The 18,453-nt window shown below is 63.0% G+C and carries 19 protein-coding genes; 12 read left to right on the top strand and 7 right to left on the bottom strand.

Going from position 1 to position 18,453, the window contains the following annotated elements; genetic code table 11:
- Window positions 1-301: 301 nt before the first annotated feature.
- Both KAZ48_00005 and KAZ48_00010 read right to left on the bottom strand, forming a co-directional pair.
- A complete protein-coding gene (locus tag KAZ48_00005) occupies window positions 302-934 on the bottom strand; it encodes a DUF4870 domain-containing protein (protein ID MBP7971152.1) in 633 nt (210 codons plus the stop codon).
- Between the two features lie 77 nt (window positions 935-1,011).
- Entirely contained in the window at window positions 1,012-1,977 is a 966-nt protein-coding gene (locus KAZ48_00010; protein ID MBP7971153.1) for a PrsW family intramembrane metalloprotease, read from the bottom strand.
- A 61-nt stretch (window positions 1,978-2,038) separates the two neighbouring features.
- Between KAZ48_00010 and hrcA the strand changes: the two genes are divergently transcribed.
- The 9 genes from hrcA (at window position 2,039) to era (ending at window position 9,611) form a co-directional block, all read left to right on the top strand.
- Window positions 2,039-3,082 carry a heat-inducible transcriptional repressor HrcA gene (hrcA, locus tag KAZ48_00015; GenBank protein MBP7971154.1) on the top strand — a complete coding sequence of 348 codons (1,044 nt, stop codon included), beginning with the start codon at window positions 2,039-2,041 and terminating at the stop codon, window positions 3,080-3,082.
- Between the two features lie 84 nt (window positions 3,083-3,166).
- Window positions 3,167-4,291: a molecular chaperone DnaJ gene (dnaJ, locus tag KAZ48_00020; protein ID MBP7971155.1), complete on the top strand. Its 1,125-nt coding sequence runs from the start codon at window positions 3,167-3,169 to the stop codon at window positions 4,289-4,291.
- A 28-nt stretch (window positions 4,292-4,319) separates the two neighbouring features.
- The gene (locus KAZ48_00025) at window positions 4,320-5,120 is read left to right on the top strand and encodes a 16S rRNA (uracil(1498)-N(3))-methyltransferase (protein ID MBP7971156.1); all 801 of its coding nucleotides are present in this window, start codon (window positions 4,320-4,322) and stop codon (window positions 5,118-5,120) included.
- A 4-nt stretch (window positions 5,121-5,124) separates the two neighbouring features.
- Window positions 5,125-5,466 (top strand): histidine triad nucleotide-binding protein, encoded by a 342-nt coding sequence (locus KAZ48_00030; protein MBP7971157.1) that lies wholly within the window; start codon window positions 5,125-5,127, stop codon window positions 5,464-5,466.
- 24 nt (window positions 5,467-5,490) lie between these two features.
- Window positions 5,491-6,471: a PhoH family protein gene (locus KAZ48_00035; protein ID MBP7971158.1), complete on the top strand. Its 981-nt coding sequence runs from the start codon at window positions 5,491-5,493 to the stop codon at window positions 6,469-6,471.
- A complete protein-coding gene (ybeY, locus tag KAZ48_00040; GenBank protein MBP7971159.1) occupies window positions 6,468-6,956 on the top strand; it encodes an rRNA maturation RNase YbeY in 489 nt (162 codons plus the stop codon). The genes KAZ48_00035 and ybeY overlap by 4 nt, the downstream gene beginning before the upstream one ends.
- Window positions 6,911-8,314 carry an HlyC/CorC family transporter gene (locus KAZ48_00045; GenBank protein ID MBP7971160.1) on the top strand — a complete coding sequence of 468 codons (1,404 nt, stop codon included), beginning with the start codon at window positions 6,911-6,913 and terminating at the stop codon, window positions 8,312-8,314. The genes ybeY and KAZ48_00045 overlap by 46 nt, the downstream gene beginning before the upstream one ends.
- Window positions 8,311-8,673: a cytidine deaminase gene (locus KAZ48_00050; GenBank protein MBP7971161.1), complete on the top strand. Its 363-nt coding sequence runs from the start codon at window positions 8,311-8,313 to the stop codon at window positions 8,671-8,673. The genes KAZ48_00045 and KAZ48_00050 overlap by 4 nt, the downstream gene beginning before the upstream one ends.
- 2 nt (window positions 8,674-8,675) lie before the next feature.
- Entirely contained in the window at window positions 8,676-9,611 is a 936-nt protein-coding gene (gene era, locus KAZ48_00055) for a GTPase Era (GenBank protein MBP7971162.1), read from the top strand.
- Between the two features lie 13 nt (window positions 9,612-9,624).
- Here the strand turns inward: era and KAZ48_00060 are convergent, their stop codons facing one another.
- The 3 genes from KAZ48_00060 to KAZ48_00070 are packed head-to-tail and all read right to left on the bottom strand — an operon-like array spanning window position 9,625 to window position 15,114.
- Window positions 9,625-10,938 (bottom strand): AI-2E family transporter, encoded by a 1,314-nt coding sequence (locus KAZ48_00060; GenBank protein MBP7971163.1) that lies wholly within the window; start codon window positions 10,936-10,938, stop codon window positions 9,625-9,627.
- 40 nt (window positions 10,939-10,978) lie between these two features.
- Window positions 10,979-13,636 carry a trehalose-phosphatase gene (otsB, locus tag KAZ48_00065; protein MBP7971164.1) on the bottom strand — a complete coding sequence of 886 codons (2,658 nt, stop codon included), beginning with the start codon at window positions 13,634-13,636 and terminating at the stop codon, window positions 10,979-10,981.
- On the bottom strand, window positions 13,633-15,114 hold the full coding sequence (locus KAZ48_00070; protein ID MBP7971165.1) for a trehalose-6-phosphate synthase: 1,482 nt from the start codon (window positions 15,112-15,114) through the stop codon (window positions 13,633-13,635). Before KAZ48_00070 ends, otsB begins: the two co-directional genes overlap by 4 nt.
- 58 nt (window positions 15,115-15,172) lie before the next feature.
- On the opposite strand from KAZ48_00070, the gene recO reads away from it, so the two are divergent.
- Genes recO through KAZ48_00085 form a run of 3 tightly spaced genes read left to right on the top strand, consistent with a single transcriptional unit; the run spans window position 15,173 to window position 17,641 of the window.
- On the top strand, window positions 15,173-15,904 hold the full coding sequence (gene recO, locus KAZ48_00075) for a DNA repair protein RecO (GenBank protein MBP7971166.1): 732 nt from the start codon (window positions 15,173-15,175) through the stop codon (window positions 15,902-15,904).
- 40 nt (window positions 15,905-15,944) lie between these two features.
- Complete coding sequence (locus KAZ48_00080) at window positions 15,945-16,727, top strand: isoprenyl transferase (GenBank protein MBP7971167.1); 783 nt, start codon at window positions 15,945-15,947, stop codon at window positions 16,725-16,727.
- 2 nt (window positions 16,728-16,729) lie between these two features.
- On the top strand, window positions 16,730-17,641 hold the full coding sequence (locus tag KAZ48_00085) for a cation transporter (protein ID MBP7971168.1): 912 nt from the start codon (window positions 16,730-16,732) through the stop codon (window positions 17,639-17,641).
- 47 nt (window positions 17,642-17,688) lie between these two features.
- On the opposite strand, the gene KAZ48_00090 is transcribed toward KAZ48_00085, so the two are convergent.
- Window positions 17,689-18,084, bottom strand: a complete 396-nt coding sequence (locus KAZ48_00090; protein MBP7971169.1) for a transcriptional repressor — start codon at window positions 18,082-18,084, stop codon at window positions 17,689-17,691.
- Window positions 18,085-18,131: 47 nt separating this feature from the next.
- Window positions 18,132-18,434, bottom strand: coding sequence for a hypothetical protein (locus tag KAZ48_00095; protein ID MBP7971170.1), 303 nt, complete (start codon window positions 18,432-18,434; stop codon window positions 18,132-18,134).
- Between the last annotated feature and the right edge of the window lie 19 nt (window positions 18,435-18,453).

Genomic DNA, 18,453 nt, shown 5'->3' on the forward strand with positions numbered 1-18,453 from the left:
CGCTTGACCGTAAGCAGGTGGCGGCGTTCCACCATCACCCGGGGGCGGGGGGACGTTTTCAGACATGTTGTGGTCCTCTCTTGGGGGATGGCATCGGGTCACGCGGCTGCCATCCCTGGATGCTGACGATCCGCAAGATACCGCTCTTTGTCCCATCGCAGTGGAAATCTTGCCAGTAGCGGCGCGTCAGTATCAACGACCTCGGTCACCCGTTTGTCGAATGTTGCGTCACTCGACCACTTGAAGCCTGCTGACTATTGCCTATTGCCACGACCGACCAGTCCGGCGGCCGGGGATCGAGTTACTTAACGAACCGCAGGATTCCTGGGATTCGCCAGACGTCGCCGCTGTTGGCCTTGACGGCGCCGACGACGTTGACGATTAACGAAAGGACGCCGATCAAGATGCTGGCGAACCACACGATGAGGAACACGATCCCGGCGGCGGAACTGCTGGCGATCGAAACGACCACTGCAACCACTACCGCCGCGATCAACGCAGTGAATGTTGCAATGGCGACGGTTATCTGAAAGTTCAACGATTCCTTGGCGACGTCACGGACAAAAGCCGACCGCTCCTTGAGGACCAGCAGGATGATTAGCGGTGCTAGGAAACCGCCAATGATCGCGAGCAGATACGACATCATCGCCCAGGTTCGCTCGTCTTGTTGCGAAAAGGGGCGAGGGGCGGGTGCTGGATACGCGTATGGCGGCTGGCCCGCGTAAGGCTGGGCGTACTGCCCTCCTGGCGGATACTGACCCGGCTGGGCGTACTGCCCTGCCGGCGGGTACTGACCGGCTGGTGGATACTGCCCGCGCTGAAAGTAATCCGCGTACCGACCAGGTTGGTCGGACTGGCCGGGGTCACCCTGCGGCGTTGCGTCGGATGGGCCGGTTTCGGCTGGCTCACCGTTGGGCGGTTGATCCTGCGACATGCGTCCTCCGTGGGTTGTTTCAACCCATGCTAGTGCCGACATCCTGGGCAGTTGCTGGGAAATTGGTACGGGTTGTGTCAGGACGTTAGGGAAGTTCCGGACTTGGGACCGTGCGGAAAGCCATGGACCAGCGCCCGACCCTTGACCCACATCCGGTTCGCCAGCAAGATTCCGATCAGTGCGCAAGCCGTCAGCAGCGCCCAGGAGTACACCGCCACTAGGTGCACTTGACTGGCCGTCGGATCGGGCAACCTGCCAGCCTCCACCGCAGGAATTGAGACGGGCTGCCCAATGGTGATGTATGTGAGCGCGACCGCCAAACCAGCCGACGCATCCCAGACCGCGTGCAGCAGGACGACCACGCACCACCACCCGAGGACGCTGGCAGATACTCGCAACTTGTCGTTCCTCGCCGCAGCGAACAGTGCACCGCCCAGCAAGGCCGTCCACAATCCGTGCCCCACCGGCGTGAGTAGTCCGCGGACGAGCTGCGTCTCGATCACAGGCAAGAAGTCGGTGGCGCTCGGCTGAGCCTTGAGCAGCGCGTTGAACGCGTACCCTGCTGATTCGAAGGCCGCGAATCCGAAGCCAACGGTGGCGCCGAGCACCATTCCGTCGCGGCGGTGGTAGCTGGTGAAACCCCGTGCCAGCAGCCAAACGAGCACGATCTTGACCGTCTCTTCAATGACGGCGACCCCGGGGTAGAAGGCAAGCGGATGGTCGACCAGGAGCACCGTCTCCAGGAGGGCTGACACCACAACGCCGAGCAGACCAGCGCCGGCAAATGCGGTGACGAGCAAACGCACGCTCAGTTGGGACTCCTCGCCACCGGGGGCAACACCGGAGTACTGCTCGCGTTCGATTGCCCACAGGGTGAAGGTGACGGGTCCCAGGAAGCTGCCGGTGAATATCGCCGAGGGAATGAGCGAGGTCTCCTCGGTCCACCAGAGCACGGCGATCGTGACCAGCCACAGCAGAAACCCGAAGACGAGTACCCGCAGCCACAGGCGACGCTTACGGGTCGGCGGTGCGGTTGAGGTCATGATGGTTCACCCTAGGGTTGGACTGCTGAGCCGCGCTAGTTCGACAGATAGAGTCACGAGCATGACGGACGAGCGCAGACCTGGCTCAGATGAGCGCAAACTGGAAGTACTGCGCGCCATCATCGAGGACTTCGTCACGACGTCCGAGCCGGTCGGTTCCAAGGCAATCGTCGATCGTCACAGACTTGGTGTGAGTTCGGCGACCATCCGAAACGATATGGCCCTGCTGGAAGACGAGGGGTACATCGTTCAACCGCACACATCCGCTGGCCGAATCCCAACGGACAAGGGCTACCGGCTGTTTGTCGATCGGCTCTCGAAAGTCAGGCCACTGAGTCAAGCCGAACGCAAGGCGATTCATCTGTTTCTTGACCGGGCCATCGATCTGGATGACGTCATGGCCAGCACGGTCCGGTTGCTCGCCCAATTGACCAGACAGGTCGCACTCGTCCAGTACCCGTCGCTGACTCGGTCGTCAGTTCGCCACGTGGAGTTGGTGTCACTTGGCGGGACACGACTGCTGCTCGTGCTAATTGCCGACACTGGCCGCGTCGAGCAGCGGGTGGTCGAGGTGCCCGTCGGCATCGGCGAGGACTCTGTTGGTCGCTTGCGAAGCGCACTCAACGGTGCCGTCATCGGCCGTCAGTTCACAGAGGTGGGTGAGCGCGTCGCCGAGTTGCCAGGTCAGTTCAGCGATCAGGAGCGGTCCGCCGTGGCATCGGTGATCGCCACCCTGCTCGAAACGGTGGTTGAGCGGCACGAGGAGCGGATCGTCCTCGGTGGCACAGTCAACCTGGCGCGAGCTGGCGGCGACTTCTCCGAGACCCTCGAGCCGGTCTTGGAGGCCCTTGAGGAACAGATGGTGCTACTGCGGTTGTTGGGTGAACAGGCGGACGTTGAACAGCAATTGTCCGTCACGATCGGACATGAGAACTCAGTCGAGGGTCTTGCCGGTGCCTCGGTCATCACTGCGGGATATGGCAGTTCTGGCCAACACATCGCTCGGCTGGGGGTGGTGGGTCCAACTCGAATGGACTACCCAGGCACCATGGGAGCAGTGCATGCGGTTTCGCGGTACCTCGGTCGCATGATCGAGACGCAGTAATAGTTCCGTCGGCACCACCGAGCCAACGACAGTGACAACCAACGACAGTGACAACCAACCTCTACACGGCGGGATCGATAGACAGTGGCCACGGACTACTACGCAGTGCTCGGCGTTCAGCGCGATGCCACCGGTGAGGAACTCAAGCGCGCGTACCGCAAGTTGGCCCGCGAACTGCACCCCGACGTGAACCCAGATCCGGCCACCCAAGAGCGGTTCAAGGAAGTCACCGCCGCCTACGAGGTGCTCTCCGATCCGGCGAAGCGGCAAATGTATGACCTCGGCGGAGATCCTCGCGGCGGTCAGGCTGGTGGATTCCCAGGTGGCTTCGGCTTCGGCGACATCATGGACGCCTTTTTCTCAGGGGCAGGCGGTGCCGGCGGTGCGCGCGGGCCACGGTCACGCAAGCGCCGTGGCCAGGATGCGCTGATCCGGATGGAAATCAACCTGCAAGAGGCAGTTTTTGGAACGGTTCGGGACATCACCGTCGACACGGCGGTGGGTTGCACAACGTGCCACGGCGAGGGATCTGCACCTGGCACCGGCCGGGTGACCTGCACAACCTGTCAAGGTCGCGGCGAGGTCCAGACCGTGCAGCGGTCGTTCCTCGGCCAGGTGATGACGGCGCGTCCTTGCCCGCAGTGCGGCGGCTACGGGGATTTGGTTGCGGTGCCGTGCCCCGAGTGCGCGGGTGATGGCCGGGTCCGCACACGCCGAACCCTGACGGTCAAGGTGCCCGCAGGGGTGGACACAGGTACCCGGATCCAACTAACCGGTGAGGGTGAGGTCGGGCAAGGCGATGGCCCACCAGGTGATCTCTATGTCGAAATCCTGGAAGCACAGGACGAGGTCTTCCAACGGCACGGCGACGACCTGCATTGCACTGTGACCATCCCCATGACAGCGGCCGCCCTTGGCACCAGCATCTCGCTGGACACTCTCGACGGCCCAGAGCCGATCGACATTCGATCCGGCACCCAGTCCGGCACCGAGGTGAAGTTGAAGGGCCGCGGTGTGACCCACCTGCGTGCCAGTGGTCGTGGTGACCTCTTTGTTCACATCAGCGTCGAGACACCAACCAAAATCGATCCCCAGCAGCAGGCACTCCTCGAGCAACTTGCGGGTCTGCGCGGCGAGGAGAACCCAACCGGGCAGGTGACCGCCGGTAAGTCGGGGATGTTCTCGCGGCTGCGCGGCGCTTTCCGCTGATGCGCGCCGAGCGCGCACGAGTGCGCGCATGACCCCGGCCCTGTTCGTGATCGCCGAATCCGACTTCGCGCAGCTCACTGTCGGGTCGACGTACACCCTTGCCGGGGACGAGGGCCGCCACGCCGTTTCCGTTCGGAGGCTGAACGCGGGCGAGAAGCTGTGGCTCACTGATGGGGTCGGGAATGTGGCAGTGGGGGCTGTCCTGTCGACCCAGGGCAAGGATCGCCTCACGGTCGAAGTCTGCTCGCTGGTGACCGAGCAGCCAGCTTCTCCATCGGTCACAGTCGTCCAGGCCCTCATCAAGGGTGATCGCATGGACCGTGCGGTCGAGGCGATGACCGAGGCAGGCGTTGACCGGATCGTGGTCTGGGTAGCTGCCAAGAGCATCGCTCGGTGGCGGGTTGAGCAAGTGAACAAGGCCATGACGAAACTACGTCGACGGATTGTGGAGGCAAGCAAGCAGTCGCGTCGCCGTCACTTCCCGGAACTGTCCGGTCCGGTGGACACCGCCGCCCTTGCTGCGGGACTCGGCGATGGATCGCTCGTGCCGGGCAGCGGTCAGGTGCTGGTGCTTGTTCTCGATGAGCAGGCGCAGGAGACCATCGCTGACGTTGATTTCAGCCTGGCCAACCGAATCGTGCTGGTCGTCGGACCGGAAGGGGGAGTCGCTGCCACCGAACGCGCCCAACTCGCTGCCGCCGGAGCCCGCCTCGTGCAAATGGGGCCCACGGTTATGCGCGCGAGTACGGCTGGAACGGTCGCGCTCGGCGCGGTGATGGCCGCAGCGGGAAGATGGGCTCCTCCTGACATCTCGAACGTGCCAGACTGAGACCGTGAGTGACTGCCTTTTCTGCGCTATTGCGAGCGGGGACATACCCGCTACCGTCGTGTATTCCGACGACCAAGTCGTTGTCTTCCGAGACCTCAACCCGCAGGCTCCCACCCACGTGTTGGCAATCCCTCGGACCCACTACACGGACGCCGCCGCTTTAGCGACGGCTGAGCCCGAACTGGCCGGGGCACTGCTGGCGGCGGTAGGCAAAGTGGCCCGAGCGGAGGGTCTAGCTGACGGTTATCGCGTGGTATTCAACACCGGTTCACACGGTGGGCAGACGGTAGACCACGTGCATGCCCACCTGCTCGGGGGCCGACAACTAACCTGGCCACCAGGATGACGAACCGACCGAGATTGCGTGCGTATGACGACCACTGACACCAAAACCACCATCAAGGTCCCCTCATCTCAGTCGATGGTGTCGTTGCTCGGAGTCGGCGACGAGGTCCTGCGGGCCATCGAGACAGCGCTGCCGGACATTGAGTTGCAGGTCCGTGGCAACGAGATCACCGCTGTGGGTCCGACCGCCGAAGTGGATCTGGCCAAGCAACTTTTCGGCGAGCTTCTGATGGTGTTGCGATCAGGTCACTCGGTCACGCCCGATGCTGTGGACCGATCGATCGCGCTGCTCAAGTCCGACGCCGACGTGTCCCCGTCACAGCTCCTGACCGCCGGAATCCTGAGTAATCGTGGCCGTTCGATTCGACCAAAGACCCTCAACCAGAAGCACTATGTGGACGCGATTGACAAGCACACGGTCGTGTTCGGTATCGGCCCAGCAGGCACCGGCAAGACCTACCTGGCCGTGGCAAAAGCGGTCCAAGCGCTGCAGTCCAAGGCAGTCAACCGGATCATCCTGACTCGCCCGGCAGTGGAGGCGGGGGAGCGGCTCGGATTCCTACCCGGGACTCTGAGCGAGAAGATCGACCCCTATCTGCGACCGTTGTACGACGCGTTGCACGACATGATCGACCCCGATTCCATCCCCCGACTCATGACCAGCGGCACCATCGAGGTCGCTCCGCTGGCGTATATGCGTGGACGGACACTCAATGACGCATTCGTGATCCTCGACGAGGCGCAGAACACTACGCCGGAGCAGATGAAGATGTTCCTCACGCGGTTGGGATTTGGGTCGACGATCGTGGTGACCGGTGACGTTACCCAAGTAGACCTTCCGGGCAGCACACGTAGCGGACTGAGGGTCGTTCGCGACATCCTCAAGGGTGTGCCCGACGTTGAGTTCTGCGAGTTGACCAGCCGAGACGTAGTGCGTCATCCATTGGTCGGCCGCATCGTCGACGCCTATGGACAATACGACGAGGATCGGCACAGCCAGTCATGAGTATCGACATCGCGAACGAGTCCGGACAGGACTGCGACGAGGACTCCCTCGTCGCGCAGGCGCGGTTCGTCCTGGCGCGGCTGCGATTGCACCCAGACGCTGAACTCTCACTCGTCCTGGTCGATGAGGCCACGATGACCTCTCTGCATGAGCGGTGGATGGACGAACCGGGTCCGACCGACGTGTTGTCTTTCCCGATGGATGAGCTGCGGCCCGGACGCGACGACAAGTCCGCCGATGAGCCCGACGCCGGACTGCTTGGCGATGTGGTTATCTGCCCGTCCGTTGCCGCCAGGCAGGCCGAGGTGGCTCGCCATTCCGAGCGCGATGAACTCGGGGTGTTGCTTACCCATGGGATTCTGCATCTGCTGGGCTACGACCATGCCGAACCGGCAGAAGAGCGGCTGATGTTCGGATTGCAGGGCCAACTCGTCGCTGAATGGAATCGATCGACTTCCGCCCAAGCGGCTGGCGGCCCATCGTGAAGGGTGACGGCGAACTGCTGGTCGTGGCGGCCGTCCTGGTCGTGATCAGCATGTTCCTGGTGGCTATCGAGCAGGCGATGACCCGGGTCTCCAAGTCCCGTGTGCTGGACATGGTCAGCAATGGGGTTCGCGGTAGCGACCGACTCCTGGTCGTGATCAATGACCGCGCTCGGTACATCAACGTCATTCTCATGCTGCGGATGGCAACGCAGACCTTCGCGGTTGTCTTCGTCGCCGTCGAGGTGCTGCAGGAGTTTCCACAGAACAAATGGCGCGCGATTGCCGTGGCTGGCGTCTGCATGTGGCTGATCGGCTTTGTTGTGTTGGGAGTCGCGGCTCGAACGCTCGGCCAGCAGCATCCAGTCGGGTTCGCGTTGCGCGGCGCGCGCCTCGCGCGCATCTTGTCTTCCGTGAGCGGGCTATTGGCCAAGGTGCTCATCACCATCGGCAATGCCATCACCCCTGGGAAGGGATACCGGGAAGGTCCATTCGCCACCCAAGCCGAACTGCGCGAGATGGTCGACCTGGCGGAGGCCGACGATGTGATTGAAGCGGACGAACGTCAGATGATCCACTCGGTGTTTGAGTTGGGCGACACGATTGCTCGTGAGGTCATGGTGCCCCGCACCGAGATGGTCTGGATCGAACGCGACAAGAGCCTGCGACAGGCGCTGTCCTTGGCACTGCGTTCCGGGTTCAGCCGCATCCCCGTCATCGGGGACAGCGTCGATGACATCGTTGGCATCGTCTACATCAAGGACTTGGCCCGCCGGTCGTTCGAGCATCACAGTTCGGAGCGATCAGAGAAAGTCAGCAAGATCATGCGATCGGTGGCGTTCGTGCCGGATTCCAAACCCGCCGATGAGCTGTTACGTGAGATGCAGGCCGACCGAGTTCACGTCGCAATTGTGGTCGACGAGTACGGCGGCACCGCTGGCTTGGTGACGATCGAAGACATCGTGGAGGAGATCGTGGGGGAGATCACCGATGAGTACGACGTCGCCGAGACCCCGGAGTCGGAGGAGCTGCCAGACGGTGCCTGGCGCGTGAGTTCGCGGATGCAACTCGATGACTTGGCCGAGCTCTTGGAACTCGACATCTCCGAAGATGTCGAGGGCGTCGAGACCGTCGGAGGCTTACTCGCAAGGCGGTTGGGCTTCGTTCCGATTCCGGGATCCCAGATTGACGTTGAGGGTTACCACTTGATCGCAGAGTCGGCCGCAGGTCGACGCAACCAAATCGGGACAGTATTGGTGACATCAACCCCCGCGACACCACAGGCCACGTCGCCGTATTCCACATCTGATGAAGTAGCGAGTGACTCTGCTGACGCCACGTCAAACGCGGAGAGCGCATGAGCGTCGTTCGTGAAATCAGCGAGGAAGACAACAAACTGATCGCGCTCGCACGGGGCGCACGGGCCAGGGCCGGATCGCCCGAAGGGGCAGCCGTTCGCGATGACACCGGGCGGTCCTACTCGGCTGCCACCGTTGACCTGCCGAGCGTGAAGCTCACGGCCTTGCAATTGTCCGTAGCGACCGCGGCGTCGGCGGGTGCGGCTGGCTGCGAAAGCGCCGTCGTCGTCACCGGCGCCACTGCGGTTGACGCGCTCGACCTTGCTGCCATCCGAGACCTAGCAGGCGATGACGTGCCAGTGCTGCTCTGCGATCTACGCGGTGAGGTCATCGCGTCCGTGTCATCAGGGTCCGGCGCGTGAGCGTGGAGTCCGGGGCGGGCGCCGGCAGCTACCGCAGCGGCTTTGCCTGCCTGGTAGGTCGTCCTAATGCTGGCAAGTCCACCCTCATCAATCGGATGGTGGGGACGAAGATCGCGATCACCTCGGACCGCCCCCAGACAACCCGGCGAACGGTGCGCGGCGTTGTCACTCGGCCGGATGGTCAACTGATCTTGGTCGACACTCCCGGCCTGCACAAACCACGGACCCTGCTCGGAGAACGCCTGAATGACTTGGTCCGCACGACCTGGGTAGATGTCGACGCAGTCGGTTTCTGTGTTGCCGCGGATGAGAAGACCGGACCCGGTGATCGCAATCTCGCCCGGGAACTCGCGTCGGCCACCCGCAAACCGGTATTTGCTGTGATCACCAAGACCGACATCGCGACGCCGGCACAGACCGCCGAGCGGCTCGCGACCGTGCAGCAGATGTGCGTCGCGGAGGGTCTTGAGATCGCTCACTTCGTGCCGGTATCGGCGGTCAGCGGCAGCAACGTAGATGAGTTGACCGAACTGCTGGTGTCCGTTCTGCCGCTGGGACCGAGGCTCTACCCCGGAGACGAAGTGACCGATGAGTCGGAGGAATCGATGATCGCCGAACTCATTCGGGAGGCATCGCTCGCGGGTGTGGTTGAAGAATTGCCACACTCCATCGCGGTCACCATCGACGAGATGGCGATGCGCGAGGGTCGCTCGCCGGACAAACCGCTGATGGATATCCACGCCACCATTCACGTAGAGCGAGAAAGCCAGAAACCGATTGTCATTGGCCGACGTGGTTCGCGGTTGAAAGCGATCGGCATGCAGTCGCGCAAGAACATCGAACGCCTTGTTGGGGTGCCGGTCTACCTGGACATCCACGTTCGCGTCGCCAAGGAATGGCAACGTGACCCCAAGCAGCTACGGCGGTTGGGGTTTTAGACCACGGTTTGGGTCAGTCTCTGGTTGCTGGCGAGGCCGCGTCAGCCGCACCGGAGGCTGGCGGGGAGTTATCTTCCCGCTTGCGCACCTTTTTCTCGATGGCGTGGTGTTCGAGCAGTTCGTAGCGTCTGCCATAGGTCTCCACGATGGCCAGCAGCATCGCGGCGATCGGAATGCCGATAAGCGCACCGATGGGTCCGAACAGCGCTGCGCCAACGATGACGGAGGCGAATGCGACGGCTGGGTGAATGTCCATTGTCTTGGCGCTGATCTTGGGGGCCAGGTAGTAGTTCTCCAACTGTTGATACACAGTGCCAAAGATGACGATCCAGACAACATCCCACGGATCGTTGAAGACCGCGACCAAGCAGGGCAGGAGCAAACCAAGATAGGTGCCGAGGGTGGGAATGAACTGACTGATGACGCCGGTCCAGATTCCCATTGGCAGCCAGTAGGGGATGTCAATCAAGTAGAAGAAGGCCGAACTGACGACCGACAGCAGAATCGCCAGGAGGAGTCGGGAGACGACGAATCCGCCGGTCTTGCGAATGGCGATCTCCCACACTTGGTTGAACACCAACTGGCGACGCTGTGGCAGCCAGGACGCCACGGTGTCACGGATTTTGGGCCCCTCGGCGGCGAAGTAGTAGCCGAACAGCAGCAGCGTGAAGAACTGGAAGATGAAGCCGACAAGACTCGACAGGATCCCAAAAGCGCCGCCCGCCAGGTTCGCTGCGATATTGGCGACCTGGGTTGGGGAGACGTTGAGTTGCTGCTGAATCTCGGTCGCATCGAAGGTGGTGTCGAACGTTCGATTTACCCAGTCGACGATGTCGACCAACGACGATGGCACGGCGGTGATGAGCTGAGTCAGCTGGCTCACCAGCAGGCTTCCGAATGCCAGCAGGAATCCAACGGCAAAGCCAGCGAACAGGATCAACGTGAGCAGCGTGCCCAGCCGTCGGCCGATCCCACGCCGCTCCAGATAGCTGACAATCGGATCCATCGCGATCCCAAAGAGCCATGCCAACAGCAGGAGGAAGATGAAGTTGCCGAGTCTGCTGAAGGCCCAATCGCCGATCCAGACGACCACGACCAGCAGGAGCACGGTGATCGCGGAACGGCGAATCCAGCGTGGATCCATGGTGATCGACCAGCGCTTGCCGTTCGCGGGGTCCACGCTTGCATCAGTGGAAGGGCCCCCGTCGCCACCGTCGGAGCTGGTCGAGGGGTCGCTAGGCCCGTCCGACGAGTCCGAGTCGGCCTCCGGATCAGCCACATCGGTGGATTCGACGACGGTCGCGACGGGGCTGGAGGTCTCGGACATGACCCGAGTTTGCCGCAGGCGGCTATCGGCTGAGGGCGTGCTAGAGCGGCGTGTCGGCGCTGTTTTCCAGCAGCATCGCGCAGCGAATCAAACCCAGATGGGAGTACGCCTGCGGGTGGTTGCCCAGACCCCTGTCAGTGCCGGGGTTGTACATCTCCGGCAGCAGCCCAGTGGTGCCGGCACAGTTGAGGTACTGGGCGAACAGGTTGTGGGCCTCGTCCCACAGGCCCGCCATTGAGTAAGCCTCGACCAGCCAGCTGGTGCAGATGTTCATGCCGCCCTCGGTTCCGGGCAGTCCGTCGTCATGTCGGTACCGATAGACCGTTGGCCCGTCACGCAGGGAAGCCTCGACGGCTCGGATTGTGCCGATCGCGCGCGGGTCGCTGCCTTCGATCATGCCGGAGGTGATGACCGCCAGCACGCCGGCATCGACGTCCGTTCGGCCGTAGGCGGAGATGAATGTATTGAGTTCGGAGTCCCAGCCATTGGTCAGGATGTCCTGGCGGATGAGTTCGCGCAGTGCCACCCAATCGGAGCGCTCTGCCCGAGCCATGGCAATCACCTGGATTGCTTGGTCCACGGCCATCCAGCACATGACTCTGGAGTGGACGTGTTCACGGGGAGCATCGCGGATCTCCCAGATGCCGTGGTCCGGTTCGCGCCACCGTCGAGCGACAGCTTCGACGCAGGCGTTGACGGTCTCGAGGTCTCGGCCAGTCACGAATCCGCGAGCCGCTGCGGTCTCTGCGACCATCGCGCAGATGGGCCCAAACACGTCGAGTTGAACTTGGCCTTGGGCTGCGTTACCGATCCGCACTGGGCGACTGCCCGCGTATCCCGGCAGCGTATCGACCACCGCCTCCGGGCCCAGGATGGTTCCTTCCAGCGTGTAGAGCGGGTGGACCCGATCCGGGGCGGTCGCGACGTCCAAAATCTGGGAAAGCCAATCCATGAACGCATCGGCTTCCTTGGTGCTGCCAAGTTGGCTAAGCGCGCCCACGGTCATGGCAGCGTCGCGCAGCCAGCAGTAGCGGTAGTCCCAGTTCCGAATCCCGCCAATCCATTCGGGCAGGCTCGTCGTTGCTGCGGCCAACGCCGCGCCAGTCGGCTCGTAACACAGGGCTTTGAGGGTTAGGGCCGAGCGCACAACGCTCGCGCGGTGGTGCTCAGGCAGTTCCAGCGAGCCAACGAATGCCTGCCAGCGGTCGTGGTTGAACTCGCGGCGATCGGACTCAGGCACTGGATGTGGTTCAAGATCGTTGGTACCCGATCGCAACTCGACGACGTAGGTACCGCCAGCGGGATCGATGATCGCCGATGCGGTGGGGTGCGGCCCGACGTGGCTGATTTCCCAGTCCAGCCCGGGAGCGAAGAGGACGAGCGGATCGGAGGTGCCCATCACCCGGATGCCATTGTTGGTCGCCTCCAGGCTCACCGGCACCGCACCGAACTGTGGGCGTGGGGCGAAGGAGATCCACACCGGCGCCGTCCCGGTGATGGATCGGACGAGTCGAAGTTGCGATTCTTGCCCGGCAGTTCGGCGAGACGAATAGTCCAAGTAGTCGGTGACTGTGACCCCAGCCCACTTTGTCGCCACCGTCATGGTCTTGTTGACATAGTTCTGACTCAATGGCCGACCGGAACGGACGGGTTTGATTGTCAGATGACCAGCCTCCGGATCGCCCAGCAACCCAGCAAAGATGGCTGGCGCGTCCGGTCCGGGATGGCACAACCAATTGATGCTGCCGTCGGGGGTCAGCAGTGCGATGTCGATTCCGTCGCCGAGCAGCGCGTGGTCCTCGATTGGGACGGCGCTTGCCCCAGCGAGCCAGGCTTCGCGTTCTTCGCCGAGGACGGCCAAGGCCTCGATGACGTCCTGGGGACCATCGATGCGGTAGCCAGCCGCAGTCGCGCCCTCACCGACTTTGATACCCATGTCGCCGTCTGTGAGGGTCTCGAACACGTGCTCATCGGTCACGTCGTCGCCAATGAACAGGGCAGCGGTGGAGTCGTTGATCTCGCGCAGGTCCCGCAGCGCGCTGCCCTTGTCCGCGTCGACGATTGAGATCTCCAGAACCTTCTTGCCGGCCTTGAGAAAAGCCTCTGGATCGTTGTCGAAGTGCTCATGCAAAGCGGCGATGACAGCCTCGCCCGCGTCGTCGGCGGCACGGCGCACGTGAACGGCAACTGCAGCCGGTTTGAGTTCGAGTTGGACGCCCTTGACGTTTTCGGTGATCGCGACACATCGTTCGGTCACGCGAGCGAGCCGCTCGTCGGCGTCGTCGCCAGCACCGTGGATAGCACCAAGGTCGAACTCGGCTCCGTGACTTCCGACCAACTGAATCTCGGCCGGGAGTCGAGACATCGCGGCGAGGTCTCGCAGCGCCCGACCGGACACGACCACCACGGTCGTTGCGGGCAAGCCCGCTAAGTGGCGCAGGACATTGACCGCCTCCGGCAGCGGCCTGGCCTGGTTCGGGTCATTGACAATGGGGGACAGCGTGCCGTCGTAGTCACAGCCGATGAGCAATTGACCTGTTCGGGCGATGTCGCGTAGTGCCAGACGCAGGCCGGGGGCGATCTGCGAGGTGTCGACTCCGGAGAGCTCGTCCTCGGGTATGCCGACGGTGTAGGCAGCGGCCGCGCCGACATGACGTTCGGGCTCGCTGGTGGGTCCCGGGTCGATTGTCGAACTCATTCGGAGGGTTCCGCCTCACCGGTTCCATCGGGGAATTGCGCAGCATGCACATGGTCGGTGTGGGCCAGGGTCCCGAGGAAGTCCTGCGCCCAGCGCTGGACGTCGTGCTCCTGAACGTGCCGACGCATCGCCCGCATTCGCCGCTGACGCTCTTCCGGGGTCGCCGAGGCTGCTGCGACGACGGCCTCTTTCACGCCGTCGGCGTCATAGGGGTTGACCAACCACGCCTGGGGAAGTTCCCGAGCCGCGCCGGTGAACTCGCTCAGTACCAGCGTGCCGTCACCGTCGACGCGCGCGGTGACGTACTCCTTGCAGACCAGATTCATGCCGTCGCGCAGCGGCGTGACGAGCATGATGTCGGCGGCCTGATACAGCGCCACCAACTCCGCTAGTGGTAGCGAGTTGCGCACATAGTGGATCGCTGGCGCGCCGATCTGGCCGAGTTCGCCATTCGTATGGCCCACGATCAATTCGACGTCGTCGCGGATCCGCTGGTATTCATCGACGTTCTCGCGACTCGGTGTCGCAACTTGAACCAGGACCGTCTCATCCGGGTTGAGGCGGTTCTCCCGCAGGAGTTCGGTGTAGGCATTCAGCCGAACGTCGATGCCCTTCGTGTAGTCGAGGCGGTCAACCCCCAGCAGCATCGTCTTCGGGTTACCCAAGTCCTCCCGGATCTGCTTGACCCGGGCCGCGGTCGCCTCGTCGCGGGCGATCTCGTCGATGCGACCCACGTCCACGGAGATGGCGAAAGCGCTGACTTTTGCTTCGCGGCGGCCACCATGCGCGCCGGGCACCTCTACGACGTCGCCCTTTGCCGGCCAACCGAGTAGACGTTCGGTGACTGCTAGGAAGTTCCGGGCACCGCCGGTGGTTTGGAAGCCCACAAGGTCCGCGCCCAGCACGCCGAGCACGATGCTTCGGCGCCAGGGCAATTGCAAAAACAGATCAGGAGCGGGAAAGGGGATGTGCAGGAAGAAGCCGATCTTCAAATCTGGTCGCAACGAGCGCAACATCGCGGGGACCAACTGCAGTTGGTAGTCGTGTACCCAGACCGTCGCGCCCGGCTGCGCGGCCCTCGCCGCCGTCTGGGCGAACAACATGTTGACTCGCCGGTAGGCGTCAAACTGATGGCGGTGATAGCTAGGCGTGACGATCGCGTCGTGGTACAGCGGCCAGAGCGCTGAGTTGCTGAATCCGTCGTAGTACAACTCCACATCACGACGGTTAAGCGGCACTTCCAGGACTCGATAGTCGCGGTTGTCGTCGTACTCGGGAATGGGCGGAAGCTTGTCCTTACCGAGCTCGGCGTAGTGGCCGTTCCAGCCAATCCACGTACCGTCTCGGCCCTTTAACGACGGTTCGACGGCAGCAACGAGGCCACCCGGTGACGTCTTCCAGGTAGTTGATCCATCTGGCTTCTCAACTGCCTCAATTGGTAGTCGATTGGCAACCAGGACCAGATCATCACCAGACACGACTCCAAACTAGCGCGCCGGGTGATGTTCGCGCGAGCGTGAGGGGCAAACTGGCTTGGTGCCGACCTACCGAGAGACCGCCCTGGTCCTGCGTACGCAGAAGCTCGGAGAATCCGATCGGATCGTCTCGCTGCTGACCAAGGGGCGAGGCAGGGTCCGAGTTGTCGCCCGTGGCGTTCGCCGGACATCGAGTCGAATCGGTGCTCGGCTGGAACCGTTCGCTCTCGTTGACGTCCAGTGCTACGAGGGGCGAACGCTGGACTCTGTCACCCAGGTGGAGTCGTTGGCCAACTACGGAGCGACATTGAGCGGGGACTACGCCCGCTGGACCGCGGGCCAGGTCATGTTGGAGACCGCAGAGCGATTTACCAGTGAGGAAGGCGAACCCACGGTCCAGCAGTTCTTATTGCTTGTGGGCGGCCTGCGGTCGTTGGCGGCAGACGAGCATGAGGCAGGACTGATTCTGGACTCGTTCCTGCTGCGGTCGTTGTCCGTTGCAGGTTGGGCGCCCTCTTTTGAGGTGTGCGCCAAGTGTGGGGAGTTCGGGCCGCACCGGGCCTTCCACCCCGCCGCTGGCGGTGCCCTATGCGCGGATTGCAAAGTACCCGGATCATCGATGCCGTCGGCTGGAACGCTTGAGCTCATGGGCTCCCTGTTGGCTGGCGATTGGCAGGCCGCCGAGCAGAGCACGGCCCGACAACGGCGCGACGCCGCTGGGGTCACCGCCGCGTACCTGCAGTGGCACCTGGAACGCAACCTGCGGTCCCTGCCGCATGTTGAGCGCGCCTGAGACCGTTGAACAAGCGCGGTACCTGCCACACTATTGACCTATGGGGATGCAGCAGTACCGCACGCCGACACCCCACGTTGAAGGCGTCAAACCACCGGGCATTGCCCGCGCGGATCTGCCTCGTCACGTGGCGATCGTCATGGATGGCAATGGCCGATGGGCCAATCAACGGGGCCTGCCGCGGACAAAGGGCCACGAGGCAGGCGAACAGTCGCTGCTCGACTGCGTGAACGGCGCATTGGAGTTGGGCATCCCATGGTTGTCTGCCTACGCATTCTCGACCGAGAACTGGAAGCGTTCCCCGGAGGAAGTTCGATTCCTGATGGGCTTCAATCGGGACGTAGTTCACCGGCGTCTCGATGAGCTCGATGCGCTCGGCGTTCGAGTCAAATGGGCAGGTAGGCCGAAGCGACTGTGGCGCAGCGTCATCAACGAGCTCCAGGTTGCCGAGCAGCGCACCAGGAACAACACCGCGATGACATTGACCATGTGCGTGAACTACGGCGGCCGGGCAGAGATCGCCGACGCCGTGGTCGCCATCGCAGCACGCGTCAAGTCGGGGGACCTCGATCCTGATCGCATCGATGAGCGAACGGTCGCTCGCCATCTCTACGACCCGGAAATGCCTGACGTGGATTTGTTTATCCGATCGAGCGGCGAACAACGCACCAGCAATTTTCTGCTCTGGGAGGCCGCCTACGCAGAGATGGTCTTTCTCGACCACCTCTGGCCGGACTTCGACCGACGTCATCTGTGGTACGCGGTGCAGTTATACGTCAATCGTGAGCGGCGCTATGGCGGGGCGAAGGGACCGGCGGTCTAGCGATGGGAGCTGGTCACTCGCACGCGAGCGCGGCGCAACGCAACCGAGGATCCTTGGTTCTGGCCTTTGGGCTCGGCTTGTCCATTCTGGTCGTCCAGCTTGTCGGTGCGTTCGTGTCCGGGTCGCTGGCGCTGCTGGCAGATGCAGTCCATGTTTTTGCCGATGTGTTCGGCGTGGGACTGGCGCTCATTGCCGTGTCCGTCGCGAATCGGCCGACCAAACCTCGACGAACATTTGGCCTCTACCGGCTGGAGATCCTGGCCACGGTATTCAACGGACTGTTGCTGCTCGGACTGTCGATCTACATTCTGATCGAAGCGTACGACCGGTGGTTCCACCCATCAGAAATCAACGCGCCGGTGATGATTGCCGCTGCTGCCTACGGCCTGGTTGCCAACGCCGTGGCCGTGACCAAGCTGCGTTCCGGTTCCAAAGAGAGCCTGACGCTGCGTGGCGCTTACCTGGAGATGCTCGCCGACGCGATCGGGTCGGCGGGCGTGATCATCGCGGGCGTCATCATATTGACCACCGGTTGGACGCGTGCCGATTCGCTGGTTTCCGTGGGGATCGCCCTGTTCATCGTGCCGCGGACGCTGTTGTTGTTGCGCGACTCACTCGGGGTGCTGATGGAGAACGCCCCGCCTGGCCTGGACCTGGATGAGGTCCGGCGACACATGCTCGGCGTGCAGGGCGTGGTCGCTGTGCACGACCTGCACGCGTGGACCATCACCAGTGGCATGGCGTCGTTGTCCGCGCACGTAGAAGTCGAACCCGATCCATACGACGATGGGGCCGGCGCGGAGGTGCTGGGTCGGTTGGGTGTTTGCCTGCTCGACTGCTTCGAGATCAGTCACACGACGTTTCAACTCGAATCCGTTGCCCATGCCGAAGGTGAGGAAGGTCGCCACCCATAGCGGGGTGGTGGTGGGCGTTCTGGCCGACTGGATTCGGCCCGCTGGTGTCAGCCTGATTGACAGGCTGGGCAGATGCCGCTGATCTCGATGGTGTGATTTGGCTCGATGAAGCCATGCTCACCCGCGACGCGTACCGCCCAGCGCTCCACCGTCGGACCGGCCACTTCAACCGTGGTACCGCACCTACGGCAGACCAGATGGTGATGATGGCCGTCCGAACATGCGCGGTAGCGGGCCTCACCGTCCTCGCCGATGATGACGTCGACATCGCCGTCAGCTGACATCGCCTGCAGGGTCCGATACACCGTCGTCAGTCCCACCGCCTGGCCGCGTAGTCGCAGCAGGTCATGGATCTGTTGAGCGCTGCGAAAGTCGTCCACTTCCGTCATCGCGTTGGCAACGGCCGTCCGCTGACGGGTGGTTCGCCGATTCGGGGAGTTCATCGTGGTGTCGCGGGGTAGTCGCCCGAAGGCGGGCGCTTCACTCTCGTCTACTGGTGGCCGGTGAGGCGCCAGACTGCCGCTGCCGCGATGACGATGATGACCACCACGCGCAGCGCTCGCGCCGACGGCACAATCGCGGGCCAACTCAGCGCGACGAACCAACCGAGAATCGCTGCTAGGGCGACCAGCAGCAAACCGGCCCAACTGCTCGGCAGTAGCAAGCCGGTGAGCAGGAGTGCGCCCATGACGATTGGAACGATCAACCGGGGCAGTCGGTGGATCACCGTCAGGGGGCGCAGGCTGATGCGTTCGAACTTGATCCGTGCGGGGCTCTTGGTTGCCGCTGGCACACGCTGCGGTCGGGGACCA

It is taken from the genome of Candidatus Nanopelagicales bacterium (genome assembly GCA_018003655.1).
Lineage (GTDB): Bacteria > Actinomycetota > Actinomycetes > S36-B12 > UBA10799 > JAGNDY01.